We start from the raw sequence: 25,240 nt of genomic DNA, 5'->3' as shown, positions 1-25,240 counted from the left end.
CCGTCGTCGCGCACTGTCACGATGGCGACGAGCACCGGGACCACCCGCCCCGGACCGGACGAAGGAGTTCGCCATGACCTCGCGCCTCAACCCCTACCTCGGCTTCCGCGACGACGCCCGCCAGGCCATGGAGTTCTACCAGTCGGTGTTCGGCGGTGACCTGCACCTGGGCACCTTCGCCGAGATGCACGCGTCGAACGACCCGGCCGACGCCGACAAGATCATGCACGGGCAGCTCAAGACGCCGAACGGCTACCTGATCATGGGTTCGGACACCCCGAGCAGCATGCAGTACTCGTCGACGAGCAACATCTCGGTGTCGCTGTCCGGCGACGACGCGGACGACCTGCGCCGGTTCTTCGCCGGGCTGTCCGAGGGCGGGACCGTCCTCGAGCCGCTCACCAAGGCACCGTGGGGCGACGAGTTCGGCATGCTGACCGACCGGTTCGGCGTGACCTGGCTGGTGAACGTCACGGGCGCCTGACACGGGCTCGGCGATCTCGGTCTGTCGGACCGGGTCACGTACGCTGGGTCGGTCATGACTGCTTCCTTCACGCGCCGTTCCCTGCTGTCGCTCGCCGGAGTCGCCGGAGTGGGGCTGGCGGCTGCCGCGTGTTCGAAGGCCTCGGACGCTCCGGCGGCCTCGGGCACGTCGTCGTCCGGAACCGCTGCCGGTTCGTCGACGGGATCGTCCGCGTCCTCCGCTGCCGCTCGTGCGGCCTCGCTCGCACCGGCACAGGTGCCGCTCGCCGGCGGGGTGACCGTCACGGTGACCGGGACGGCGCTCGGTGCGGTGCGCGGCGTGACGGTCGGCGGCATCGTCGCGCGCGACGTCAAGTCGACGGCGACGAAGGTCACCTTCACCGCGCCGCACCAGGCGATGTACACCGCCGGCTCGGCCGACGTTGCGCTGTTCGACTCCGAGCTGACGCCGACCGCGTCCGCGAACCAGAGCTCGGACGGCAACGGCAGTGCTGCCAACGACGGGCAGAGCGGCACCACGCAGGACTCCGCGTCCTCCACGCCGACACCGACCGCTCCGGCTGTCCCGGCGGCATCGACCGCGCTGGCGACGACCTCGCTCGCCTACGCCGCCCTGACCGACGTCGACCGGCAGCTGGCGTACGCGATGCAGCACTGGAAGGACTACAACCTCGCCGAGTACGGCACCATGAACCCGATCGGCGGCGACTGCGCGAACTACGTCAGCCAGACGCTCATCGCCCGCGGCTGGCAGCAGCGCGACGACTGGTACAGCCGCTCCGGCGGGGCGGCGCACTCCGCGACGTGGACGTACTGTCCGGCGATGGACCCGTGGCTCGACGCCAACGCGGCGACGTTCGGGCTGACGCGCCGGTCGAGTGACGAGCGCGACAAGGTGAAGGTCGGCGACATCGTGTTCTTCGACTGGAACCACAACGACTCGCCGGACCACACCACGATCGTGTCCGAGGTCTTCACGGAACCGGACGGCACGATCCGCATCAAGTCGGCGAGCCACAACCAGGACGGCCCGTACCGCGACCTCGACGAGATGATCACCGTGCAGCACCCCGGCGGCACGGCCTGGTTCCACACGTTCGACGCGTAGCGGCTGCCGCGCCGGTTGGCCGCGCCGGTTGGCTGCGGCGGCTCCCGGCTGCGGCGCCCGGCAGCGGCGGCGGGCGTTCGTCGGCCGCCGCCTTGGTCGGTTCGCACCCCTCTGCGGACACTGCGCCCCCTCGCACCGGGGCGCGATGTCGTCCAGGGGGTGCGAACCCGCGCTGGCACTGGCACTGGCACCGGCACCGGCACCGGCACCGGCACTGACCGGCCGCCCGCGTCAGGGGTACCCGAGGAACCAGAGCAGCACGATCGCCACCGGCTGCAGCCCGACCCCGACGAGCAGCCACGTCACCGCCCGCCGCCGCGTCCGCACGAACACGTCCGACCCGAGCAGCGGCGCCATCGGCAGCAGCAGTCGCGGCAGGCTCTGCTGCGGCAGGAACACCGCGACCAGGTACAGCGCGTACGAGGCCGTGAACCCGAGCACCTCCGGCCCGAGCGCGCGGACGTCCCGTCGCCGGAAGAACCACACCGCACCGAGCAGCACGACGACGACCAGGCCGATGCCGACCGGTCCGAGCCACGTCCCGGCCATCACGAACCACGGCGTGAGCGGGGCGAAGTGCTGCCGTCCGACGTACCCGACCCACCAGGACAGTTCCGTGTCCAGGTAGGCATCCGGTCGGCCCGTCACGACCGAGGCGACGACCGGCCACGCCAGCCCGGCAGCGGCGACGACCACCCCGACGACGGCGATCGTGACCGCGTCCCGCACGGGCATCGCCCGACGTTCCCGCGCCCACCGCACGACCAGGTGCACCGCGAGCGCGACGGCCAGCGCCAGCACCCCGGGTTTCGTGAAGGCCGCGACGACGCCGAACACACCGACCAGCCAGTACCGACGCCGGACCAGCGCCAGCAGCCCCGCGAACACCAGCAGCAGCAGTGTCGACTCGGCGTAGGCGACCTGCAGCAGGAACCCCGTCGGCGCGAACGCGAACAGCGCCGTCGCCCACCGCGCCCGGTGCGAGCACCCCACCGCCAGCACCAGCCGGTACAGCACGATGCACGCGGCGGCCCCCGCGAGCGTCGACACGACCACGCCGACGACCCAGAACGACCCGCCCGTGACCGTCATGAGCGCCCGTACCACCGCGGGGAACACCGGCAGGAACGCCCACGGGTTCGGCTGCACGTGCCCGGCGGCATCGGTCGGCAACGAGCTCGGGTACCCGTGTTCGGCGATGGTCCGGTAGAACGACGCGTCCCACGACCCCGAGAACGTGAAGAACGACGGATCCTGGCGGTGCGAGGCGAAATGCCACCCGTTCGCGGTCGCCAGCACGAACACCGTCGCCAGCAGCACGGTGCTGACGACGCGCGAGGCCGCCCAGATCGCCAGCGGCGCCGTCCAGCGGCTGTGCGGGCCGTGCAGGAGCGTCCGTCGCGTGCGGTCCGCACGGGAGGCCCGGCTCGACTCCGACACGCTCGTCACGGCCTGATCCTCTCAGACCACCGACCGTGACCTCGCGTGTGTGCCGGCACGGGCCTGGTGGCTGCTAGTGCCCCGTGACCGCGCGCCGGATCTGCTCGATCGGCACCTTCGGGGTGCGGTCGGCGTTCAGCAGTCCGTTCGTCTCCTGCATGGTGTCGGTCAGCTGCGTCCAGCACGAGCCGACCAGGAACGAACTCGCGCGGACCGCGTCGTACAGCGCGGTGATGCGCTCGACCCAGTCGTCCCCGTCGGTCGCCGAGGTGTAGCCCCAACCGTCCTCGCGGCGTCCACCCGGCTGGTAGTCCACGCCGCCGAACTCCGTCAGCATGACCGGCTGGCCGTGGTCCTGGGCGCCGCCGACCAGGACCCGGCGGTCGGCCGGACCGATCCCGCCGACGAGCGCGGAGCGTGCGACATCGTCCGCGTACGTGCGCGCCAGTCGTTCGCCGACGCCCTCGTAGTCGTGGATCGTGATGATGTCCGAGGACACGTGCTCCCACCCGTCGTTCGACACCACGGGTCGGGTCGGGTCGAGCGCCCGCGTGACGTCGGCGAGCGAGCGGGCGTAGGCCTGCTGCGCCGCGTTCGTCCGGATCTCCTGCACACCCCAGCTCTCGTTCACCGGGACCCAGGTGATGATCGACGGGTGCGAGGCGTCACGCTCGACGGCATCCATCCACTCGCGCATCAGCCGGTGCACCGCGCGGGGCGAGAACTCGTACGCGCCCGCAGTCTCGCCCCACACCATCAGTCCCAGGCGGTCGGCCCAGTACAGGAATCGCGGGTCCTCGATCTTCTGGTGGTTCCGCGCGGCGTTGAACCCGAGTTCCTTGATGAGCTCGACCTCGCGCCGGAGCGCCTGTCGCGAGGGCGCCGCCAGGTGCGAGTCCGGCCAGTAGCCCTGGTTGAGCACACTCCGGACGTCCTGCGCGTGACCGTTCAGCAGGAACCGCGGACCGTCGATGCCGACCGTGCGGACGCCGAAGTACGACGCGACGGTGTCCACGACCGCGCCGCCCGGGCCGAGCAGGGTGACGGTCGCATCGACCAGGCGCGGGGTGTCGGGCGTCCAGAAGAGTTCGTCCTGCGCCTGCCCGTTCGCCTGGCGCGCGACGGGGACGAGCACGTCGAACTCGGTCGCGGTGTCGCCGATCGTCGACTCCACCGTCGCCAGGTGCTCGACCCGGTCGTCGTCGTGCCACACGGCTTCGACACGCAGGCGCTCGCCGCCGGTCCGGACGCCGTGCAGACGGACGGTGAGACGCAGCGTCGCCTGGTCGAGGTTCGTCCACCGCAGGTGCTCGACCGCCACCGCCGGGACGGCTTCGAGCCAGACGGTCTGCCAGATGCCGGTCGTGCGGCGGTACCAGATCGCGTGGGCGTCCTCGTGCCAGTCCTGCTTGCCGCGGGGCTGCGTCAGGTCGTGCGGGTCGTCCTCGGCGCGGACGACCAGCGTGTGCAGGTCCCCCTCGGTCGCCCCCAGGGTCAGCGCCTGGGTCACGTCGAACGAGAAGGGGGTGTGGCCGCCCTCGTGTGTGCCGATCAGCACACCGTCGATCCAGACCGTCGCGCGGTAGTCGACCGCACCGAAGTGCAGCACGAGCCTGGGCGCCGCGGGGCCGGAGCCGGCGGCGTCGATGTCAGCGCGCGACAGGGTGCGCGAGTACCAGACCACCGGGTGGAAGCCGGGCTCGTCGATGCCCGACGCGACCGACTCGGGCGGGAACGGCACGACGATGTCGCGGGCGTCGGGGAAGCCCGAGCGCCAGGCCGGGTCGTCGCCGTCGTTCCGGAACGACCACGTGCCGTCCAGGTCGGCCCAGTCCGGACGGAGCATCTGGGGGCGGGGGTACGAGCCGTCCTGGCGGCTCGCGCGCGGCAGGGTCCGGTCCGGGGTGCTGGTGGGGGCGGCGACGATGCCGTCGAGCATGCTCATGCCTCCATGCTGGCAACTGTGTACATCGTTGTAAAGAGGGTGCCGTCGATTGTCGTCGACCCGACCTGTGCCTCAGGCGATGGCGGCCGCGCGGGTCAGCACCATGACGTCCATCCGGCCGTGCTGGACGACCTCGTCGTGCTGGTTGCGCAGCGTCACCATCCGCTCGACGATCCCGGTCGTGCCGGAGCTGGTCAGGCGGGTGGACAGCACCTCGACCTGGCACGTCACGGTGTCGCCGATGAACACCGGAGCCGTGAAGCGCCACTGGTCGATGCCGAGCAGGGCCACCGCCGAGCCCTCGAACACCCCGGTGCGGGCGATGAGGCCCACGCAGAGCGACGCTCCGAGCATGCCGTGCACGATCCGCCGGCCGTAGCGTGTGCGCGACGCGAACTCCACATCGGTGTGCACCTGGTTGTTGTCGTTCGTCCACGAGGCGAAGGACACCACGTCCGCTTCGGTGATGGTGCGACCCGGGGTCGTGAAGGTCTGTCCGGCGGCGAGGTCCTCGAGGTAGTGCGGCACGCGTTCATCCTCGCACCGACCCGATGCATCCGTCGGCGCCGGGCGCCTGACCGGGGCCAGGGTCGGGACCGGGTCGTCCGGACCGCGGCCGTCGTCGTCCGCCGCCTCGGTGACCGCACGCTCGATCGCCCGGAGGACCGACGACGGGGCGCCGTCGTCGGTCAGCGCCCACCACCGGGCACTGCGCAGCATGGTCGTCCCCGGATCGCCCTCGTCCACGCGGACGTCCGCCAGCTCCGCGTGCAACCGGCCGTCGCGCCCGTGGGCCCGCAGGAGCGTGGTCGTCGTCTCGCGGATCCGGACGACCTCGAGCGCCCGCCCGCGCAGCACCCGCTCGACCGGGTCTCGCGGGGGCCGGTCGCGCGGACCGTCGACCGGCGTCGGGCCCTGGCCGCGATCGACGCTCCACCCGTCGGAGCCGGGGGCGTCGTCGTCCGGCTCCGCCCGCAGCAGCTCGATGCCCGCGAACGCCAGGGCCCGGTCGGGTGTGTCCCACAGGGTCTCGCGGACCGTGACAGCGGGCAGACGACGGACGTCGTCGGCGTGGTGCTCGAGCACGGGCAGTCGCCGGTCGTCCGGGATCCGCCAGGTCCGTCGTGGGTCGGCCAGGGGGTCGAGGGTGGTGGTCTCCATGCGGATCAGTGTCGTCTCGGGCATCCGGCGGGACGGCGGCACGGGCCGGACTGTGGACCGCTCGACGGTCTCGACTGACTGTGGAGGAGGGAGAGCCTGAGACTCGGCGCTCCGCCCTCGCGTAGCCTCCTGATCCATGACCGACGTCGCGCAGTGGATCTCCCGGCAACGCTGGTACGCATCGAAGGGGGGTGTCCCCGCCCTCCGCACGATCGCCGAACTCGACGAGCGCACCGACGAGGCCCGGGTGCTCACCCGCTTCGTCATCGACGACGCGTCGACCGGCTCCGTGCTGTACCAGGTGCCCGTCACCGAGCACGAGCAGCCCGTCCCCGAGCTCGAGCACGCCCGCATCACCACGGACGACGCCGACGCCGACGTGCTGCCCTCGTACGACGGTCCGCACGACCCCGCGTACGCGCGGTGGCTGCTCGGGGCGATCGACCACGGTGCGGAGTCCCTCGCGCCGATGGGGACGGTCCGCAGCGCCCGGGTGCTGCGTGGCGAGCAGTCCAACACCTCGATCATCTGCGACACCGAGGACAACGGCACCGTCATCGTCAAGGTCTTCCGCGTGCTGCACCACGGCGACAACCCCGACGTCACGACGCAGCAGGCGCTCTCGGCCGCCGGGTCAGCCCGTGTGCCCCGTGTCTTCGGCGCCCTGCGCGGTGTCTGGCCCGACACCGGCCGCCCGGACGGCACCGCCAGCGGCCACCTGGCGTTCGCCCAGGAGTTCCTGCCCGGGCTCGACGACGCCTGGCGCGTCGCGCTCGAGGACGCCCGCCGCGGTGACTCGTTCGCCGCCGGAGCGGACCGCCTCGGTGCGGCGCTCGCCGAGGTGCACGTCACCCTGGCCGGCGCGATGCCGACCGAACCCGCCACCGCCGAGCGGATCGAGCAGGCCCGCACGACGATGCTGCAGCGCCTCGAGACGGCCGCGGCCGAGGTCCCGGAGATCGCCGAGCACGCCGACGCCGTCCGCGCCGTCTACGCGCGTGCCGCCGACGCCCGGTGGCCCGACCTGCAGCGCATCCACGGCGACCTGCACCTCGGGCAGGTGCTCTCCGCACCGGAGCCCCGCGGCTGGGTGTTCCTCGACTTCGAGGGCGAACCGCTCCGCCCCCTGCACGAGCGCTCGCTGCCCGACGTCCCCCTGCGTGACGTCGCCGGCATGCTGCGCTCGTTCGACTACGTCGCCGGCGCGCTGGCCCACGACCCCGACCCCGTGGACGCCGCGGCCTGGGCGCACGAGGCCCGCGAGGCGTTCCTGGACGGCTACGCCCGCGGCATCGGGGCGGACGTGCGGTCGCACCGCGCGGTGCTCGACGCCTTCGAGCTCGACAAGGCCGTGTACGAGGTCGTCTACGAGGCCCGGAACCGGCCGACCTGGGTCGGCATCCCGGTGGCCGCCGTCGAGCGGCTCGCGACGCGGTAGACCCGACCCCTGACGGACTGGAGGCCCGTGGCGACGCCGCCACACCTCCCTCGCAGGCTCGGTCGGCGCGGCCCGCGTGACGCTGGCGCGTCACCGCTGAGCGGGCCGCGCCAGTCGGTCCGTCAGGTCAGTTGACCGGTCCGGTGTACTTCTCGCCGGGTCCCGCGCCGGGCGCATCGGGGATGGCCGAGGCCTCGCGGAAAGCGAGCTGCACCGAGCGCAGACCGTCGCGCAGCGGACGGGCGTGCTGGTCGCCGATCTCGGTCGCCGCAGCGGTGACCAACCCGGCCAGGGCGGTGATCAGCTTGCGCGCCTCGTCCAGGTCGGTCTGCTGCTCGGGGTCGTCGGCCAGGCCGACCTTGACGGCCGCGGCGCTGAGCAGGTGCACCGCGACGGTGTTGATCAGCTCGACCGCGGGCACCTCGGAGATGTCCCGAGCGGCGTCGTCGACGGCGTCGGCGGTCGTGGGGTCGGTGGATGGGGTGTCGGTCACGGTGCTCCTCTGCTAGACTCGACGCGGCAGATGCTGCCGTGCGCCCTGATCGTTCCTCTGGATCGGTCCGGACTCCTGACAGCATCACGAAGAGGAGTCACTCCCACCCGCGGCCACGAACCACCAGGCTACCGGGTCACCACCGCTCCGTCGGGCGTCAGCGTCCGACAGTCCTGCTGCAGTCACGAGCAGGAGTCGGGCGGCTGCCGAACGGGTCTCGATCCGTGCGTCAGATCTCCTCTCGTGCCGTCGTCCAGGCAAACGCCCCGGACGGCCACCACTGATTGAAGGAGCTCCGCATTCCCGATCCCCGTACCAACGACCGTATCCGCGTCCCCGAGGTCCGTCTTGTCGGACCCCAGGGCGAGCAGGTCGGCGTTGTCCCCATCGCCGTCGCACTGCGCCTCGCGCAGGAAGCCGAGCTGGATCTGGTCGAGGTCGCGCCGAACTCGAAGCCGCCCGTGGCCAAGATCATGGACTACGGCAAGTTCAAGTACGAAGCCGCTCAGAAGGCCAAGGAAGCCCGCCGCAACCAGGTGAACACCGACCTGAAAGAGGTCCGTTTCCGCCTGAAGATCGACGTGCACGACTACGAGACGAAGCGCAAGCGCGCTGAGGGGTTCCTCCTCGGTGGCGACAAGGTGAAGGCGATGATCCTCTTCCGTGGCCGCGAGCAGTCGCGTCCGGAACAGGGTGTCCGACTGCTGCAGAAGTTCGCGGAGGAGATCGCCGAGTTCGGCGTCGTCGAGTCCCGACCCACGCAGGACGGCCGGAACATGACGATGATCATCGCTCCGCTCAAGAACAAGTCCGACGTCAAGGGCGAGCAGAACGCCAAGCGCGCAGCCGAGAAGGCCGAGCGCCGGGCGACCGAGCACGCCACCAAGGCGAAGCCGGACGACGCGGCCCCGGCCGAGTCGCAGGAACCGGCCACCGCCGAGTCCGCGGCCGAATAGGTCCTCCCGACCACCACCGCAACGACGCGGCTCCCCATCCATCCCACGGAAAGGCACCACCATGCCCAAGCAGAAGACCCACTCCGGGTCGAAGAAGCGCTTCAAGGTCACCGGCACCGGCAAGATCATGAAGCAGCAGGCCGGTATGCGTCACAACCTCGAGGTCAAGTCGTCCAAGCGCAAGGCCCGCCTCAACGAGGACCAGGTCCTCTCCAAGGGTGACGCGAAGAACGTCAAGAAGCTCCTCGGCCACTGAGCCCCCGGATTCGTAAAGGAACACTGCAATGGCAAGAGTGAAGAGAGCGGTCAACGCCGCCAAGAAGCGCCGCGTCATCCTCGAGCGCGCCGAGGGCTACCGCGGCCAGCGTTCGCGTCTGTACCGCAAGGCGAAGGAGCAGGTCACCCACTCCCTCGTCTATGCCTACCGTGACCGTCACGCCAAGAAGGGCGAGTTCCGTCGCCTGTGGATCCAGCGCATCAACGCTGCGTCCCGTGCCAACGGCCTGACCTACAACCGCCTGATCCAGGGTCTCAACCTGGCCGGCGTCGAGGTCGACCGTCGCATCCTGGCCGACCTCGCGGTCAACAACGCCGACACCTTCGCCGCGCTCGTCGAGACCGCCAAGAAGGCCCTGCCGGCCGACACCTCGGCCCCCAAGGCCGCCGCGTAGTCATCGCGTCCACCGAAGCCCCTGTTCCGTCCGCGGAACGGGGGCTTCGTGCATGCGGGCACGCGGAGCCCCCGACGTGCTGCGACACTGGTGCCGTGACTGATCTCCTCGAGAACCCCCGTGCCGGACGCGTCAAGGCCGTTGCTGCCCTGTCCAAGAAGGACGTCCGCGCCGAGACGGGGCTGTTCCTGCTCGAAGGGCCCCAGGCCGTGCGCGAGGCGATCGCGTACGCGCCCGAACTGCTGCGCGAGCTCTACGTCACGCCGACCGCGGCCGAGCGCTACGACCTCGGGGACGCGCCCGTCGACACCTGGTTCGTGACCGAGCAGGTCCTCGCCGCGATGGCCGACACGGTCACGCCGCAGGGCGTCGTCGCCGTCTGCCAGCAGTTCCCGACGTCGGTGCGGCAGGTCTTCCCCGACCCCGGTGCAACCGGCCTGGAGGCCCGGGTCGACCCCGCAACGAACCGTCCGTTGCCGGGACTGGTCGCGATCCTCGAAGAGGTGCGCGACCCGGGCAACGCCGGCACGATCATCCGTGCCGCCGACTCCGCCGGCGCCGATGCGGTCGTCCTGACCGGGCGGAGCGTCGACCCCTACAACCCCAAGGTCGTCCGGTCGACCACGGGTTCGCTGTTCCACGTGCCGGTGTCCGTCGGCGTCTCGCTGCAGGACGCCGTCGCGCGGGCCAAGGCCGCGGGCTACACGGTGCTGGCGGCCGACGTGTCGGGCGACGACCTGCCGGCGGTCCGGGCCGAGGGGCTGCTGGACGGGCCGACGGCGTGGGTGTTCGGCAACGAGGCCCGCGGGCTGACGGACGAGGACCTGGCGTCCGTCGACCGCGCGGTCAAGGTGCCGATCTACGGCGCGGCCGAGTCGATGAACCTGGCGACCGCGGCGTCGGTGTGTCTGTACGAGTCGGCGTTCGCGCTCCGCTCGGCCTGACTCCTCCACAGCAGGGGCGCGGTCGCCGTCGCTCCACCGTCCGTGCAGTACAGGACGGCGGTATCCCAGGGGCCGGTAGGCTTGGGTACCGTGTCAGAACCTCTCGAGATCAGCGAATCGGCCGTCGCCGACGCGGTCGACGCGGCCCTCGCCGCCGTCCGTGCCGCCACGACGGTCGCCGAGCTCAAGCAGGCCAGGGCCGAGCACACGGGTGAGCAGTCGACGCTCGCGCGCATGAACGCCTCGATGCGCAGTGTTCCGCCAGAGCAGAAGGCGCAGGCGGGCAAGCTCGTCGGACAGGCGCGCGGACGGGTCAACGGTGCGGTCGCCGAGCAGGAGTCCGTGCTCGCCCAGGCCGAAGAACGCGCCCGACTCGACGCCGAGCGCGTCGACGTCACCGCCCTGCCGTCCACCCGGACGCCCGGTTCGCGGCACCCGCTGTCGCTGCTCAACGAGACCGTCGCCGACATCTTCGTCGGCATGGGATGGGAAGTGGCAGAAGGCCCCGAGCTCGAGCACGAGTGGTTCAACTTCGACGCGCTGAACTTCGACCCCGACCACCCCGCGCGGGCGATGGCCGACACGATCTTCGTCGAGCCCGTCGACCGGCACATGGTCATGCGCACGCACACCTCGCCGGTGCAGGTGCGGTCGCTGTTGTCGCGCGAGCTGCCGCTCTACGTCATCGCACCGGGCCGGGTCTACCGCGCCGACGAGCTCGACGCCACGCACCTGCCGGTCTTCACCCAGGTCGAGGGCATCGCGATCGACAAGGGCCTGACGATGGCGCACCTGCGCGGCACGCTCGAGCACTTCGCGCGCCAGATGTTCGGCGCCGAAGCGCAGATCCGGCTCCGCCCGAACTACTTCCCCTTCACCGAGCCCAGCGCCGAGATGGACGTCTGGCAGCCGAACGCCAAGGGCGGCGCACGGTGGGTCGAGTGGGGTGGCTGCGGCATGGTCAACCCGAACGTCCTGCGGTCGGCGGGCATCGACCCGGACGAGTACCAGGGCTTCGCCTTCGGCATGGGCATCGAGCGGACGCTGCAGTTCCGCAACGGCCTGAATGACATGCGTGACTTCCTCGAGGGCGACCTCCGCTTCTCGCAGCAGTTCGGAACGGTGGTCTGATGCGCGTCCCACTCCGCTGGCTCGGCGAATCCGTCGACCTGCCCGACGACGTCACGCTCGAGCACGTCCATGCGGCGCTCGTCTCGGTCGGCTTCGAGGAAGAAGCGGTCCACACCTTCGACCTGACCGGACCCGTCGTGGTCGGTCGGGTGCTCGAACGCGTCCCCGAGCCGCAGAAGAACGGCAAGACCATCAACTGGTGCCAGGTGGACGTCGGCGAAGCCGAACCCCGCGGCATCGTCTGCGGCGCGCACAACTTCGACGTCGGCGACAAGGTCGTCGTGACGCTGCCCGGCGCCGTGTTGCCCGGGCCGTTCCCGATCGCCGCACGCAAGACCTACGGGCACGTGTCCGACGGCATGATCGCCTCGGCGCGCGAACTCGGGCTCGGCGACGAGCACGACGGCATCCTGCGGTTCGCCGACCTCGGCATGGACCCCGACGTCGGTCAAGACGCCATCGCGCTCCTGGGCCTCGACGACGCCGCGGTCGAGATCAACGTGACGCCGGACCGCGGCTACGCGATGAGCCTGCGTGGTGTCGCGCGTGAGTACGCGCACGCCACCGGTGCGTCGTTCCACGACCCGGCTGACCGCGTGCCCCGTCACGACGCCAGCGGGTTCGACGTGACCATCACGGACGACGCGCCCATCCGCGGTCGCGCGGGGTCCAGCACCTTCGTGACCCGCGTGGTCCGCGGCATCGACGCAGCACGCCCGACACCGGCGTGGATGGTGTCGCGCCTGTCGCTGGTGGGCGTCCGCTCGATCTCGCTCCCCGTCGACATCACCAACTACGTCATGTTCGAGCTCGGCCAGCCGCTGCACGGGTACGACCTCGACACGGTCTCCGGCGGACTCGGTGTCCGTCGCGCTGCCGCCGGCGAGACCCTGGCGACGCTCGACGACGTCACCCGCACGCTCGACCCGGAAGACCTCGTCATCACCGACGACGACGGTCCCGTCGGCCTGGCCGGCGTGATGGGCGGTGCGCGCACGGAGATCACCGCCAGCACCACCGACGTCCTGATCGAGGCCGCCGGCTTCGACCAGGTGTCGATCGCCCGGACCGCACGGCGACACAAGCTGCCGAGCGAGGCGTCCAAGCGCTTCGAGCGCGGGGTGGACCCGCTGGTGGCGGAAGCCGCTGCCGACCGGGCCGTCGAGCTGCTCGTCGAGCTCGCTGGCGGCACGGCGGACGCCCTCGGCTCCACGCTCGTCGACACCACGGGTCGCCCCCCGGTGTCGATGCGCCTGTCGCGTCCGGCCGAGCTGGTCGGCGTCGAGTACACCGAGTCCGAGGTGGTCGACACGCTGCGTGCCATCGGCGCCACGGTGCAGGCGGACGGCGAGCAGCTCACGGTCACCCCGCCCACCTGGCGCCCGGACCTGACGGACGACACGACCCTGGTCGAAGAGGTCGCGCGCATCGTCGGGTACCACCGCATCCCGAGCGTGCTGCCGGTCGCCCCTCCCGGGCGCGGCCTCACCGCCCACCAGCAGGCGCGCCGTCGTGTCGCGGCCGCACTGGCTGCCGCGGGTCTGGTCGAGGTCGTCACGGCGCCGTTCGTCTCGGCGATGACGACCGCCGCCTACCCGGGCATCGACCCGGCTGGCGGGCCGGCCGTCGTGCTCGCGAACGCGTTGGACAGCGAGCAGAACCTGCTCCGCCGCAGCGGCCTGCCGGCCCTGGTCGACGTCGCGCGACGCAACACCTCGCGCGGGCTGGTCGACGTGGCGGTGTACGAGACCTCGCGGGTGTTCCTGCCGGTCGCCGATGCCGAACTCGGCACGGCGCAGGTGCCCGCAGGTGCCGCGCACCCGGGCGCCGAGGTGCTGTCCGGCCTCGACGCGGCCCTGCCCGCCCAGCCGTTCCACGTGTCGGCACTGCTCCTCGGGCACCGTCTCGTCAAGCAGCCGGGGGTCCTGCCCGAACCGTTCGGCATCGCGGACGCCCTCGACGTGGCACGCACGATCGCGTGGGCCGCAGGCACCGAGCTGACCGTCGCGCAGACGTCGCACCCGTCGCTGCACCCGGGCCGCGCTGCCGCGTTGCTCGTCGACGGCACGGTGGTCGGTGTCGCGGGCGAACTGCTGCCCGAACTGGCTGCCGCATCGGACCTGCCGCGGGTGGTCGCCGTCGTCGAGATCGACCTCGACGCGGTCATCGCCGCCGTCCCCGAGTCGGTCTCCGTCGCACCGATCGTCACCTACCCCGCGGCCACGCAGGACCTGTCCCTGGTGGTCGGGGTCGACGTCCCCGCGGGCGACGTGCTGCACGAGGTGCGCTCTGGCGCCGGAGAGCTGTTGGAGTATGCTCGCCTCGTGGATGACTACCGGGGCTCCGGCGTGGACGAGGGACAGAAGTCCCTGACGTTCGCGCTGCGCTTCCGTGCCACGGACCGCACCCTGACCGCTGCCGAGGCCTCCGTGGCCCGTGACGGCGCCGTCCGACGTGCCGGCGAGCGATTCGGGGCGACCCTGCGCGACTGATCCCCCTGGGACAGCACCGCACGGGGCCGCCGCCTCCGATCCTCGACGAATCGTCCGACCAAAGGTGGAATCCCATGTCCGTATCCGTCGCCGTGGCGGGAGCCAGCGGCTACGCAGGCGGTGAGCTGCTGCGCATCCTGTCGGCGCATCCCGAGTTCGACGTCCGGACGGTGACCGCGTTCTCGAACGCCGGGCAGCCGCTCATCGCGACGCAGCCCCACCTCCGCTCGTTGGCGCACCTGACGCTGGTCGAGACCACGGCGGACACGCTGCGCGGGCACGACGTGGTCTTCCTCGCCCTGCCGCACGGCCAGTCCGGGGCGATCACCGCCGAGCTCGACGCGGACACCCTGGTCGTCGACTGCGGTGCCGACCACCGGCTGACCGACCCGGCTGCGTGGGAAGCGTTCTACGGGGGCGACTGGTTCGGCGCATGGACCTACGGCCTGCCCGAGCTCCTGCACGCGGCACCGACTCCGGGTTCCGCCGACGAGTGGCGCGACGTCGACGACATCGTGGCCCAGAGCCGGCAGCGGGCCGAACTCGCCACGACCAAGCGCATCGCGGTGCCCGGGTGCAACGTGACCGCCGTCACACTCGGCATCCAACCGGGCATCCAGGCCGGCCTGGTGCAGTCCGACGACATCGTCGCCGTGCTCAGCGTGGGCCCCTCGGGTGCCGGCAGGAAGCTCGCGCCGACGTACCTGGCCGCCGAGGTCATGGGCTCCGCCAGCGCCTACGCGGTCGGCGGCACCCACCGGCACGTCCCGGAGATCCAGCAGAACCTGCGGGCCGCGGGTGCCTCGGACGTGACGATCTCGTTCACGCCGGTGCTCGTCCCGATGGCGCGGGGGATCCTGGCGACGACGACGGCGAAGCTCGCGCCGGGGGTCAGCGCGCGCGACGTGCGGCTCGCCTGGGAACAGGCCTACGCCGACGAGCCCTTCGTCCACCTGCTGCCCGAGGGCGAGTTCCCCCGGGTGGCCGACACCATCGGGGCGAACACCGCGCTCGTCGGCATCGCCGTCGACGAAGCAGCGGGCCGGGTCGTGGCGATCACGGCCCTCGACAACCTCGCCAAGGGAACCGGCGGCGCTGCGGTGCAGTCCGCCAACATCGCACTCGGCCTGCCCGAGACCCTCGGCCTCAGCGTGGACGGAGTCGCACCGTGACCGACGCAACGAACAGGGCCGACGTGCCCACGAGCCTCCAGTCCGTCAATGGCACACAGGGCGTGACCGCAGCGGCGGGCTTCCGCGCTGCCGGCGCGACCGCCGGGCTCAAGGCGAGCGGCACCCCGGACGTGGCGCTCGTCGTGAACGACGGCCCGCAGGCGGCGGTCGCTGCGGTGTTCACCAGCAACCGCGCGCAGGCCCATCCCGTCATCTGGTCGCGCCAGGTCGTCGGTGACGGTGTCGCGCGAGCCGTCTTCCTGAACTCGGGCGGGGCCAACTGCTTCACCGGGCCGTTCGGGTTCCAGACCACGCACCTGACCGCCGAGGCCGTGGGCGAGTCCCTCGGCATCGGGGCCGGCGACGTCGTCGTGTGCTCCACCGGACTCATCGGCGTCGGTGACCAGACCTTCCGCGACCACGTGCTGCACGGGGTGGCCCTGACCACGGACGCCCTGTCGGACACCGGCGGACCGGACGCTGCGACCGCGATCATGACGACGGACACCCGCGCCAAGCAGTCCGAGGTGACCGAGGACGGCTGGACCGTCGGCGGCATGGCCAAGGGCGCGGGCATGCTCGCCCCGGGTCTGGCCACGATGCTCGTCGTGATCACCACCGACGCGCTGCTCAGCTCCGACGAACTCGACCAGGCACTCCGTGCGGCCACCCGGGTGACCTTCGACCGGGTCGACTCGGACGGCTGCATGTCGACGAACGACACCGTCGTGCTGATGTCGTCCGGCGCCTCGGGCACCACCCCCGAGGTCGGCGACTTCCAAGAAGCCCTGACCGTCGTGTGCGCCGACCTGGCCCGCCAGCTGCAGCAGGACGCCGAGGGTGCCAGCCACGACATCGCGATCCACGTGGTCGGTGCCGCCTCCGAGGACGACGCGGTCACCGTGGGCCGCAGTGTCGCGCGCAACAACCTGTTCAAGGCAGCCGTCTTCGGCAACGACCCCAACTGGGGTCGGGTCCTGGCCGCGATCGGCACCACCGACGCGGAGTTCGACCCGTACGCGGTCGACGTCTCGATGAACGGCGTGCGGGTCTGCCACGCCGGCGCCCCCGACCGTCCGAGCGACCAGGTCGACCTGACTCCGCGTGACACAGACGTGCTGATCGACCTCGGGGTGGGGCCGTACGCGGCGACCATCCTGACGAACGACCTGACGCACGACTACGTCCACGAGAACAGCGCGTACTCCAGCTGATGAGCGCCGGAGACGCCCTGTCGAAACAGGAAGAACACGAGTTCGCCGCCGTCAAGGCCGCGACTCTCATCGAGTCCCTGCCGTGGCTGAAGCGGTTCTCGGGCAAGATCGTCGTCGTCAAGTTCGGCGGCAACGCGATGGTGAACGACGACCTCAAGCGGGCCTTCGCCGAGGACATGGTCTACCTGCGCTACGCCGGCCTGCACCCGGTCGTGGTGCACGGCGGCGGGCCGCAGATCTCGGCTGCGCTCAAGGAGCAGGGCATCCAGTCCGAGTTCCGCGGCGGGTACCGCGTCACCACGACCGAGGCGATCACGGTCGTGCGTGACGTCTTGGCCGGCGAGGTCAACCGCGAGATCGTCGACCTGATGAACGAGCACGGCTCGGGCATCGGCGTCGGGGTGTCCGGCGACGGCGGGTCGCTGTTCACCGGCGAGAAGAAGGGCGTCGTCGTGGACGGCGAGCACTTCGACCTGGGCCACGTCGGCGACATCACCCATGTCGACCCGTCCGGGGTCCTGGCGGCGATCCGGGCGAACCAGATCCCCGTCGTGTCGAGCATCGCCGTCGATGACGCCCACCCGGACCAGGCGCTCAACGTGAACGCCGACGCGGCGGCCGCGGCCCTGGCGATCGCGCTCGGGGCGTCGAAGCTCATGATGCTGACCGACGTGCCCGGGCTGTACCGCAACTGGCCCGACCGCGACTCGATCATCGACCTGATCGCGGTCGAGGAGCTCCGGGCACTCCTGCCCTCGCTCGAGTCGGGGATGATCCCGAAGATGACCGCCTGCCTCGACGCCGTGGTCGGCGGGGTCGGCGGCGCCACGATCATCGACGGCCGGATCCCGCACTCGATCCTGCTCGAGGTCTTCACGCTCCGCGGCGCGGGCACCGAGGTGATCCCGGACCCGAGCCGACGCACCGAGAACCAGAACACCCACGCCGAGATCGGCCGACGCGGCCCAGCCAGCCCGATCCAGCACCCGAACGACCCGCAAAACGCTGACACCATCGACACGAAGGGGACCGCACGGTGACCACCGAGACGCAGACCGCAACCTGGAACGACCGGTTCGGGGCGTCGCTCATGCGATCCCTGACACCGCCGAAGATCATGCTCGAGCGCGGCCAGGGCTGCCGCGTCTGGGACGTCGACGGCAACGAGTACCTCGACTTCCTGGCGGGCATCGCCGTCAACTCGCTCGGGCACGCCCACCCGGTCCTGGTCGACGCGATCGCCGACCAGGCCGCCAAGCTCGTGCACGTCTCGAACTACTTCGCGACGCCCCCGCAGCTCGAACTGGCCGAGCGCCTCAAGCGCATCTCGGGCGCGGGCGACGCGGGCCGCGTGTACTTCGGCAACTCCGGCGCCGAAGCGAACGAGGCAGCGTTCAAGCTCGCCCGGCTGAACCGGGGCCCCGACGGGCGCAAGACCAAGATCCTCGCGCTGCAGCAGGCGTTCCACGGCCGCACGATGGGTGCGCTCGCGCTCACCGGCAAGCCCGCGCTGCAAGAGGACTTCCTGCCGATGCTGCCGGGTGTCGAGCACATCGAGACCTCGATCGCAGCACTCGAGCACGCCATCGACGACACCGTGGCCGCGATCATCATCGAGCCGATCAAGGGCGAGGCCGGCGTGGTCGACCTGCCCGAGGGCTTCCTGGCGGCCGCACGGCGTCTGACCGAAGCGCACCACGCGCTGCTGATCCTCGACGAGATCCAGACCGGTGTCGGACGCACCGGATCGTGGTTCGCGTTCCAGCAGCAGGGGGTCGTCCCGGACGCCATCACGGTGGCCAAGGGCATCGCCGGCGGGTTCCCGATCGCGGCGCTCGTCACGTTCGGCTGGGCCTCCGACCTGTTCTCGGCCGGCCAGCACGGCTCGACGTTCGGCGGCAACCCGCTCGGCACCCGCGTGGCGAACGCCGTGCTCGAGGAGATCGAGCGCGCCGGGCTCGTCGAGTCGGCCGTCACCAAGGGCGAGCGCATCCGGATCGGCATCGCCGCGATCGGCTCGCCGCTGGTCGAAGAGGTGCGCGGCAGCGGTCTGCTCATCGGCGTGGGACTGCACCGCCCGGTCGCAGCCGCGATCGCCGCGGCCGCGCTCGAGCGTGGCCTGATCGTGAACGCCCCGAACGAGTCGAGCCTGCGCATCGCGCCGCCGCTCATCGTGACCGACGCCGAGATCGACGAGTTCCTCGCGATCCTCGCCCAGAGCATGGCCTCCGTCCAGGACGCCCACCAGGAGCCCTCCGCATGACCCGCCACTTCCTCCGTGACGACGACCTGACCCAGGCGGAGCAGTCCGCCGTCCTCGACCTGGCAGTCGAGATGAAGCGCGACCGCTGGGGCGCGAAGCCGCTGGCCGGCCCGCAGAGCGTCGCGGTGATCTTCGACAAGTCGTCGACCCGCACGCGGGTGTCCTTCCACGTCGGCATCAGCGACCTGGGCGGCAGCCCGCTCATCATCTCGACGGCGAACAGCCAGCTCGGCGGCAAGGAGACCCCCTCCGACACGGCCCGCGTGCTCGAACGGATGGTCTCGGCGATCGTCTGGCGCACCTACGGCCAGGCCGGGCTCGAGGAGATGGCCGAGGGCACCACGGTCCCGGTCGTCAACGCGCTCTCCGACGACTTCCACCCGTGCCAGCTGCTGGCCGACCTGCTCACCATCCGCGAGCACCGCGGTGCGCTGGCAGGTCAGACCATCGCCTTCGTCGGCGACGGCGCGAGCAACATGGCGCAGTCCTACCTGCTGGCGGCGGCCACGGCCGGCATGCACGTCCGGGTCGGCAGCCCGGTCGCGTTCAGCCCCGCGGCCCAGGTCGTGACGGACGCCGAGCACCGTGCCGCCGAGACGGGCGGGTCCGTCCTGGTCGTGACCGATCCGGTGGCCGCGGTCGCCGGCGCCGACGTCGTCGTGACCGACACGTGGGTGTCCATGGGCAAGGAAGCCGAGAAGCAGCAGCGACTCGACACGTTCAAGGACTACCGCGTGGACGACGCGATGATGGCGCACGCCGCCGACGACGCCGTGTTCATGCACTGCCTGCCCGCCGACCGGGGCTTCGAGGTCACCGCCGAGGTCATCGACGGCCCGCGCAGCATCATCTGGGACGAGGCAGAGAACCGTCTGCACGCCCAGAAGGCACTGCTCGCCTGGCTCCTCGCCGCCAACAACTGACAACCACCACCCCAAGGAGAAGACCCATGGCAGATCGCGTCGTACTGGCGTACTCCGGAGGCCTCGACACCTCCGTCGGCATCGGATGGCTGAAGGACGCCACCGGCAAGGACGTCGTCGCGCTGGCGGTGGACGTCGGCCAGGGCGGCGAGGACATGGACGCCATCCGTCAGCGCGCGCTCGACTGCGGCGCGGTGGAGTCGGTCGTCATCGACGCCAAGGACGAGTTCGCGGACGACTACCTCGTGCCGGCGCTCAAGGCGAACGCGCTGTACCAGAAGCGCTACCCGCTGGTGTCCGCGCTGAGCCGTCCGCTCATCGCGAAGCACCTCGCCCTGACGGCCAAGCAGCTCGGCGCCGACAGCGTCGCGCACGGCTGCACCGGCAAGGGCAACGACCAGGTCCGCTTCGAAGCAGCGGTCGCCGCGATCGCCCCCGACCTGACCAGCGTCGCTCCGGTCCGTGACCTCGCGCTGACCCGCGACAAGGCGATCGTGTACGCGCAAGAGCACGACCTGCCGATCCTGCAGAGCAAGAAGTCGCCGTACTCGATCGACCAGAACGTCTGGGGTCGCGCGGTCGAGACCGGGTTCCTCGAGGACCCGTGGAACGCACCGATCGAGGACCTCTACGCCTACACGCAGGACCCGGCGATCCCGCGCGAGGCCGACGAGGTCACCATCACCTTCGAGCAGGGCGTGCCGGTCGCGATCGACGGGCAGCGCTTCAGCGTCCTGCGCATCGTGCAGGAACTGAACGCCCTGGCCGGCAAGCACGGCGTCGGTCGCATCGACGTCGTCGAGGACCGCCTGGTCGGCATCAAGTCGCGCGAGGTCTACGAGGCCCCGGCCGCCATGGCGCTCATCGCCGCGCACGAGGAACTCGAGAGCCTGACCCTCGAGCGTGACGTGAACCGCTACAAGCGCGGTGTCGAGTCGGAGTGGGCCGACCTGGTCTACGACGGCCTGTGGTTCGGCGGGCTCAAGCGCAGCCTCGACGCCTTCATCGACGACACCCAGCAGTACGTGTCGGGCGACATCCGCCTGCAGCTGCAGGGTGGACGCGCGACCGTCACCGGCCGTCGCAGTGAGCAGTCGCTGTACGACTTCGACCTGGCGACCTACGACACGGGTGACACGTTCGACCAGTCGCTGTCCAAGGGCTTCATCGAGATCTGGTCGCTGCCGTCCAAGATCTCCGCCCGCCGCGACCTGGCGAACTGAGCCGACCCCGGACGGCGCGACCCGCTGGTCGCGCCGTCCGGACCGGTCCGGAGGCCCGACCCGCTTCCGCCACGCTCCGCGCGACCCACGCTCCGCGCGACCCACGAACCAGACCGCCCACGACACGACGCAGGACGACATGACGGACGCAAGCGGGGCCTCCCGGCCGGAGCCCCAGCACACCAAGACCGACGGCACCAACCAGGGCGCGCTGTGGGGCGCCCGGTTCGCCGACGGGCCGAGCCCCGAGCTCGCCGCCCTGTCCCGGTCCACCCACTTCGACTGGCAGCTCGCGCCGTACGACCTGGCCGGCTCGCGTGCCCACGCCCGGGCGCTGCAGACCGCCGGCTACCTGACCGTCGACGAGCTCGAGCAGATGCTCGCGGGCCTCGACCGTCTCGACGCGGCGCACGCCGACGGCACCCTGCAGCCCGACGACACCGACGAGGACGTCCACGGCGCGCTCGAACGGCTGCTCATCGCCGACGTCGGGCCCGCGCTCGGCGGCAAGCTCCGCGCCGGACGCAGCCGCAACGACCAGATCGCGACCCTCGGCCGGATGCACATGCTCGACCACGGTCGGCGCATCGGACACCTCGTGATCGACCTCGTCGACGCCATCAGCCAGCAGGCCAGCGAGCACCCGGGCGCGATCATGCCCGGCCGCACGCACCTGCAGCACGCGCAGCCGGTCCTGCTCGCACACCACCTGCTCGCGCACGCCTGGCCCCTGGTGCGCGACCTCGAACGGCTGCGCGACTGGGCCGGTCGCGCCGGCGTCAGCCCGTACGGCGCCGGTGCCCTGGCCGGCAGCTCGCTCGGACTCGACCCGACGGCCATCGCCCACGAGCTCGGGTTCGCCCGACCCGCCGAGAACTCCATCGACGCCACGGCCGGCCGCGACACCGTGGCCGAGTTCGCGTTCGTCCTCGCGCAGATCGGCATCGACGTGTCGCGTCTGGCCGAGGAGATCATCCTCTGGAACACCAAGGAGTTCGGCTTCGTCCGGCTGCACGACGCGTTCTCGACCGGGTCGAGCATCATGCCGCAGAAGAAGAACCCCGACATCGCCGAGCTCGCGCGGGGCAAGTCCGGTCGGTTGATCGGCAACCTGACGGGCCTGCTCGCGACGCTCAAGGGCCTGCCGCTGGCGTACAACCGCGACCTGCAAGAGGACAAGGAGCCCGTCTTCGACTCCGTCGGCACGCTCGAGGTCCTGCTGCCGGCGTTCACGGGCATGATCGCGACGCTGACCTTCGACACCGACCGGATGGCCGAGCTGGCGCCCCAGGGGTTCTCGCTGGCGACCGACGTCGCCGAGTGGCTCGTCCGCCAGGGGGTGCCGTTCCGCGACGCGCACGAGGTCTCCGGCGCGCTCGTGCAGTACTGCGAACAGCGCGGCATCGAGCTCGACGACCCGACGGACGACGAGTACGCCGCGGTCTCCGAGCACCTGACGCCCGGTGTGCGCGCCGTCCTGACGATCGAGGGCAGCGTCTCGTCCCGCACCGGTGTCGGCGGCACCGCACCGGACCGGGTCGCCGAACAGCTCGCCGGCCTGACCCAGCGCGTGCACGACCTGGCCGCCGGAGCCCCCTTCACGCGGTGAACGACGCGTTGCTCCGGGTGCTGGCCGAACCCGCGCCGATCAGTGCCCCGGCGCTCCTCGGGGCGACGCTGTCCGGCCGGGGCGTCACGCTGCGCATCACCGAGGTCGAGGCGTACTCCGGCGCGACCGACCCGGGCTCGCACGGCCACCGCGGGCCGACCCCGCGCAACCGCCACCTGTTCGGTCCGCCGGGCACGCTCTACGCCTACCGCTCGTACGGCATCCACACCTGCATCAACGTGGTGAGCGCGCCACAGGGCACGTCGTCGGGATCGTTGCTGCGCGGGGCCGAGGTGGTCGACGGCATCGAGCTCGCACGCTCCCGACGCCAAGGGGGGTCCGACGTGCAGCTCGCGCGCGGCCCGGGCAACCTGGGCAGCGCGGCGGGGGCGGTCCTGGGCGAGGACGACGGCACGTCGATCGTCGACGGCACCGGACCGTTCCGACTCACCCTGGAACCCGGTCTGGAGGCGCGGCTCCGTGCCGTCGGACCGGCTGCGGTCCTCGACGAGCTCGCGTCCGACCCCGCGATCCTGCGCACGCCGCGTACGGGCGTGGCCGGCATCGCCGGCGGCACCGCCTTCCCGTGGCGGTTCGCCCTGCGGGACGAGCCGACGGTGTCGGCGTACCGACGGCACCCACGCGCCCTCGACTGATCCCCGCCGGCACGGCCGGCCCGCCGCTGGCGCGTCGCGCCGGAACCGGCGGCGGGGGCCCACCGTGCAGGGAGCCTCCGGTCCGGCGGGTCCCCGCTACGATTGGCGGGTGTCCAGTGATACCGATCCCGATGTCCTGACGCGCCAGCAGAACGACCCCACCTTCGCCTCGGTGTGGGACGAACTGCGCTGGCGTGGTCTGGTGCAGGTCTCGACCGACGAGACCGCGCTGCAAGAGGCCCTCGACGGTGACCCGATCACGTACTACTGCGGCTTCGACCCGACGGCACCGTCGCTGCACTGCGGCAACCTGCTGCAGCTGCTGACCATGCGTCGGTTGCAGCTCGCCGGCCACAAGCCCCTGGCGCTCGTCGGGGGGTCGACCGGCCTGATCGGCGATCCCCGGCCCACGGCCGAACGCACGTTGAACACCCGCGAGACCGTCGCCAACTGGGTGAGTCGGCTGCAGGAGCAGGTGTCGCGGTTCCTCAGTCCCGACGGTGAGAACGGTGTGCGGCTGGTCAACAACCTCGACTGGACGTCGCCGATGTCCGCGATCGACTTCCTGCGCGACGTCGGCAAGTACTTCCGCGTGAACTCGATGCTCAAGAAGGACGCGGTCGCAGCGCGACTGAACTCCGACTCGGGCATCAGCTACACCGAGTTCAGCTACCAGATCCTGCAGGGCATGGACTACCGCGAGCTGTTCCGGCAGTACGGGTGCACGCTGCAGACGGGTGGTTCCGACCAGTGGGGCAACCTGACGTCGGGCACCGAGCTGATCCGGCGTGCCGAGGGTGCCACGGTGCACGCGATGGGGACGCCGCTGATCACGAACTCGGACGGCACGAAGTTCGGCAAGAGCGAGGGCAACGCCATCTGGCTCGACGCCGACATGACCTCGCCGTACGCCATGTACCAGTTCTGGCTCAACACCACGGATGCCGACGTGATCGCCCGGTTGCGGCAGTTCACGTTCCTGAGCCGTGCCGAGATCGAACGGCTCGAACAGGCGGTGGCCGACGAACCGTTCCGGCGCGAAGCGCAGCGGACACTGGCGTACGAGGTCACGTCCGTCGTGCACGGCGTCGCCGCGACCCAGGCGGCGATCGATGCGTCGGCGGCCCTGTTCGGCAACGGCGACCTGGCGGCGCTCGACGGTCCCACGCTCCGAGCGGCCGTCGCGGAACTCCCCGGGTCGGTGACCCTGACGCCCGACGCCGACCTGGCGAAGGCGCTCGTCGACACCGCGTTGGTGAAGTCCCTCGGCGAGGCCCGTCGCGCGATCGACCAGGGCGGGGTCTACGTGAACAACACCCGCGCCGACGACCCGACCGCCGTGCTGGCGGAGATCGCTCTGCCCGGGGGAGTGGTCGTGTTGCGCCGAGGCAAGAAGACCCTGGCCGGTGTGACCCTCACGAGCTGACCCGTCCCCGTCCAGGACGCCCGGTTCCCGCAGTGCCCACGCACCGCGGCGCCGGGCGTCGTCGCGTTCCCGGGCCTGGTGCCTGCTCGCTCGGGCCTGATGCCTGCGTGCTCGGACCTGTTGCAGGATGCGACACGCCCGGGATGTGGCATGGGTTGGCGCTACCCGGCCCCCGCCCGTAATGTTTCCTCTCGTCACCCCAAAGGTGCGGCGGAGCGGCTGGAGCGAAAGCCCAGAGCACGTCGGCCCTCAAGTGGGACCATCCTCCACAGGAGATCAGCTCTAGCCTTGCGCTGGACGGCTCCGACGCCTAGGATGACTACTCCACCGGTTCTCTCCCTCGGGATGAGCCACTGACCCAGACTCTGGGTCGACGAACATCGGTGGTCGAACCAAGAACGAATGCCTCTCTGGCGGAACCTCTTCGTGGGGTCGAGTGGGGAGTGCGTCTGGTCCTTGAGAACTCAACAGCGTGCACATTGTCAATGCCAA

Annotated in this window: 22 protein-coding genes; 18 read left to right on the top strand and 4 right to left on the bottom strand. The window is 71.2% G+C overall.

The window, feature by feature from the left end; genetic code table 11:
* Positions 1-73: 73 nt before the first annotated feature.
* Together ACLBWP_RS18100 and ACLBWP_RS18095 are read left to right on the top strand one after the other, a co-directional pair.
* A complete protein-coding gene (locus ACLBWP_RS18100; RefSeq protein ID WP_447656223.1) occupies positions 74-484 on the top strand; it encodes a VOC family protein in 411 nt (136 codons plus the stop codon).
* Positions 485-538: 54 nt separating this feature from the next.
* A complete protein-coding gene (locus ACLBWP_RS18095; protein ID WP_447656222.1) occupies positions 539-1,591 on the top strand; it encodes an amidase domain-containing protein in 1,053 nt (350 codons plus the stop codon).
* A gap of 231 nt (positions 1,592-1,822) precedes the next feature.
* On the opposite strand, the gene ACLBWP_RS18090 is transcribed toward ACLBWP_RS18095, so the two are convergent.
* The 3 genes from ACLBWP_RS18090 to ACLBWP_RS18080 all read right to left on the bottom strand — a co-directional run bounded on the left by ACLBWP_RS18090 (position 1,823) and on the right by ACLBWP_RS18080 (position 6,137).
* Positions 1,823-3,040, bottom strand: coding sequence for a mannosyltransferase family protein (locus ACLBWP_RS18090; protein WP_447656221.1), 1,218 nt, complete (start codon positions 3,038-3,040; stop codon positions 1,823-1,825).
* A 64-nt stretch (positions 3,041-3,104) separates the two neighbouring features.
* Entirely contained in the window at positions 3,105-4,976 is a 1,872-nt protein-coding gene (locus ACLBWP_RS18085) for a glycoside hydrolase family 2 protein (protein ID WP_447656220.1), read from the bottom strand.
* Between the two features lie 72 nt (positions 4,977-5,048).
* Complete coding sequence (locus ACLBWP_RS18080) at positions 5,049-6,137, bottom strand: MaoC/PaaZ C-terminal domain-containing protein (protein ID WP_447656219.1); 1,089 nt, start codon at positions 6,135-6,137, stop codon at positions 5,049-5,051.
* Between the two features lie 136 nt (positions 6,138-6,273).
* Here ACLBWP_RS18080 and ACLBWP_RS18075 point away from each other — a divergent pair, with 136 nt between their 5' ends.
* Entirely contained in the window at positions 6,274-7,575 is a 1,302-nt protein-coding gene (locus ACLBWP_RS18075; protein ID WP_447656218.1) for a maltokinase N-terminal cap-like domain-containing protein, read from the top strand.
* Positions 7,576-7,702: 127 nt separating this feature from the next.
* Here ACLBWP_RS18075 and ACLBWP_RS18070 read toward each other — a convergent pair whose 3' ends face one another.
* Positions 7,703-8,068: a DUF1844 domain-containing protein gene (locus tag ACLBWP_RS18070; protein ID WP_243562819.1), complete on the bottom strand. Its 366-nt coding sequence runs from the start codon at positions 8,066-8,068 to the stop codon at positions 7,703-7,705.
* Positions 8,069-8,352: 284 nt separating this feature from the next.
* Here ACLBWP_RS18070 and infC point away from each other — a divergent pair, with 284 nt between their 5' ends.
* The 15 genes from infC to tyrS all read left to right on the top strand — a co-directional run bounded on the left by infC (position 8,353) and on the right by tyrS (position 24,748).
* Positions 8,353-9,024 (top strand): translation initiation factor IF-3, encoded by a 672-nt coding sequence (infC, locus tag ACLBWP_RS18065; protein WP_447656217.1) that lies wholly within the window; start codon positions 8,353-8,355, stop codon positions 9,022-9,024.
* A 61-nt stretch (positions 9,025-9,085) separates the two neighbouring features.
* Entirely contained in the window at positions 9,086-9,280 is a 195-nt protein-coding gene (gene rpmI / locus ACLBWP_RS18060; protein WP_017887976.1) for a 50S ribosomal protein L35, read from the top strand.
* A 28-nt stretch (positions 9,281-9,308) separates the two neighbouring features.
* Positions 9,309-9,695 carry a 50S ribosomal protein L20 gene (gene rplT, locus ACLBWP_RS18055; protein WP_243562817.1) on the top strand — a complete coding sequence of 129 codons (387 nt, stop codon included), beginning with the start codon at positions 9,309-9,311 and terminating at the stop codon, positions 9,693-9,695.
* Between the two features lie 95 nt (positions 9,696-9,790).
* Positions 9,791-10,639 carry a TrmH family RNA methyltransferase gene (locus ACLBWP_RS18050; protein ID WP_243562816.1) on the top strand — a complete coding sequence of 283 codons (849 nt, stop codon included), beginning with the start codon at positions 9,791-9,793 and terminating at the stop codon, positions 10,637-10,639.
* A gap of 90 nt (positions 10,640-10,729) precedes the next feature.
* A complete protein-coding gene (gene pheS / locus ACLBWP_RS18045) occupies positions 10,730-11,770 on the top strand; it encodes a phenylalanine--tRNA ligase subunit alpha (protein ID WP_447656216.1) in 1,041 nt (346 codons plus the stop codon).
* On the top strand, positions 11,770-14,262 hold the full coding sequence (gene pheT, locus ACLBWP_RS18040) for a phenylalanine--tRNA ligase subunit beta (RefSeq protein WP_447656215.1): 2,493 nt from the start codon (positions 11,770-11,772) through the stop codon (positions 14,260-14,262). The genes pheS and pheT overlap by 1 nt, the downstream gene beginning before the upstream one ends.
* A 74-nt stretch (positions 14,263-14,336) precedes the next feature.
* The gene (locus tag ACLBWP_RS18035; protein ID WP_447656214.1) at positions 14,337-15,434 is read left to right on the top strand and encodes an N-acetyl-gamma-glutamyl-phosphate reductase; all 1,098 of its coding nucleotides are present in this window, start codon (positions 14,337-14,339) and stop codon (positions 15,432-15,434) included.
* 62 nt (positions 15,435-15,496) lie between these two features.
* On the top strand, positions 15,497-16,648 hold the full coding sequence (gene argJ / locus ACLBWP_RS18030) for a bifunctional glutamate N-acetyltransferase/amino-acid acetyltransferase ArgJ (RefSeq protein ID WP_243562992.1): 1,152 nt from the start codon (positions 15,497-15,499) through the stop codon (positions 16,646-16,648).
* Positions 16,648-17,688: an acetylglutamate kinase gene (argB, locus tag ACLBWP_RS18025; RefSeq protein ID WP_447656213.1), complete on the top strand. Its 1,041-nt coding sequence runs from the start codon at positions 16,648-16,650 to the stop codon at positions 17,686-17,688. Before argJ ends, argB begins: the two co-directional genes overlap by 1 nt.
* On the top strand, positions 17,685-18,911 hold the full coding sequence (locus tag ACLBWP_RS18020; protein ID WP_447656212.1) for an acetylornithine transaminase: 1,227 nt from the start codon (positions 17,685-17,687) through the stop codon (positions 18,909-18,911). Before argB ends, ACLBWP_RS18020 begins: the two co-directional genes overlap by 4 nt.
* On the top strand, positions 18,908-19,834 hold the full coding sequence (gene argF / locus ACLBWP_RS18015) for an ornithine carbamoyltransferase (RefSeq protein ID WP_447656211.1): 927 nt from the start codon (positions 18,908-18,910) through the stop codon (positions 19,832-19,834). The genes ACLBWP_RS18020 and argF overlap by 4 nt, the downstream gene beginning before the upstream one ends.
* Positions 19,835-19,860: 26 nt before the next feature.
* A complete protein-coding gene (locus ACLBWP_RS18010) occupies positions 19,861-21,057 on the top strand; it encodes an argininosuccinate synthase (protein WP_243562810.1) in 1,197 nt (398 codons plus the stop codon).
* A 139-nt stretch (positions 21,058-21,196) separates the two neighbouring features.
* Positions 21,197-22,666, top strand: a complete 1,470-nt coding sequence (gene argH / locus ACLBWP_RS18005; protein WP_447656210.1) for an argininosuccinate lyase — start codon at positions 21,197-21,199, stop codon at positions 22,664-22,666.
* Positions 22,663-23,322, top strand: a complete 660-nt coding sequence (locus ACLBWP_RS18000) for a DNA-3-methyladenine glycosylase (protein ID WP_447656209.1) — start codon at positions 22,663-22,665, stop codon at positions 23,320-23,322. Before argH ends, ACLBWP_RS18000 begins: the two co-directional genes overlap by 4 nt.
* 109 nt (positions 23,323-23,431) lie before the next feature.
* The gene (tyrS, locus tag ACLBWP_RS17995) at positions 23,432-24,748 is read left to right on the top strand and encodes a tyrosine--tRNA ligase (protein ID WP_447656208.1); all 1,317 of its coding nucleotides are present in this window, start codon (positions 23,432-23,434) and stop codon (positions 24,746-24,748) included.
* Positions 24,749-25,240: the final 492 nt, after the last annotated feature.

The organism is Microbacterium sp. M1A1_1b (assembly GCF_053345565.1).
Note: the sequence above shows the minus strand (reverse complement) of the source record. Positions and strands in the feature narration are given on the sequence as shown.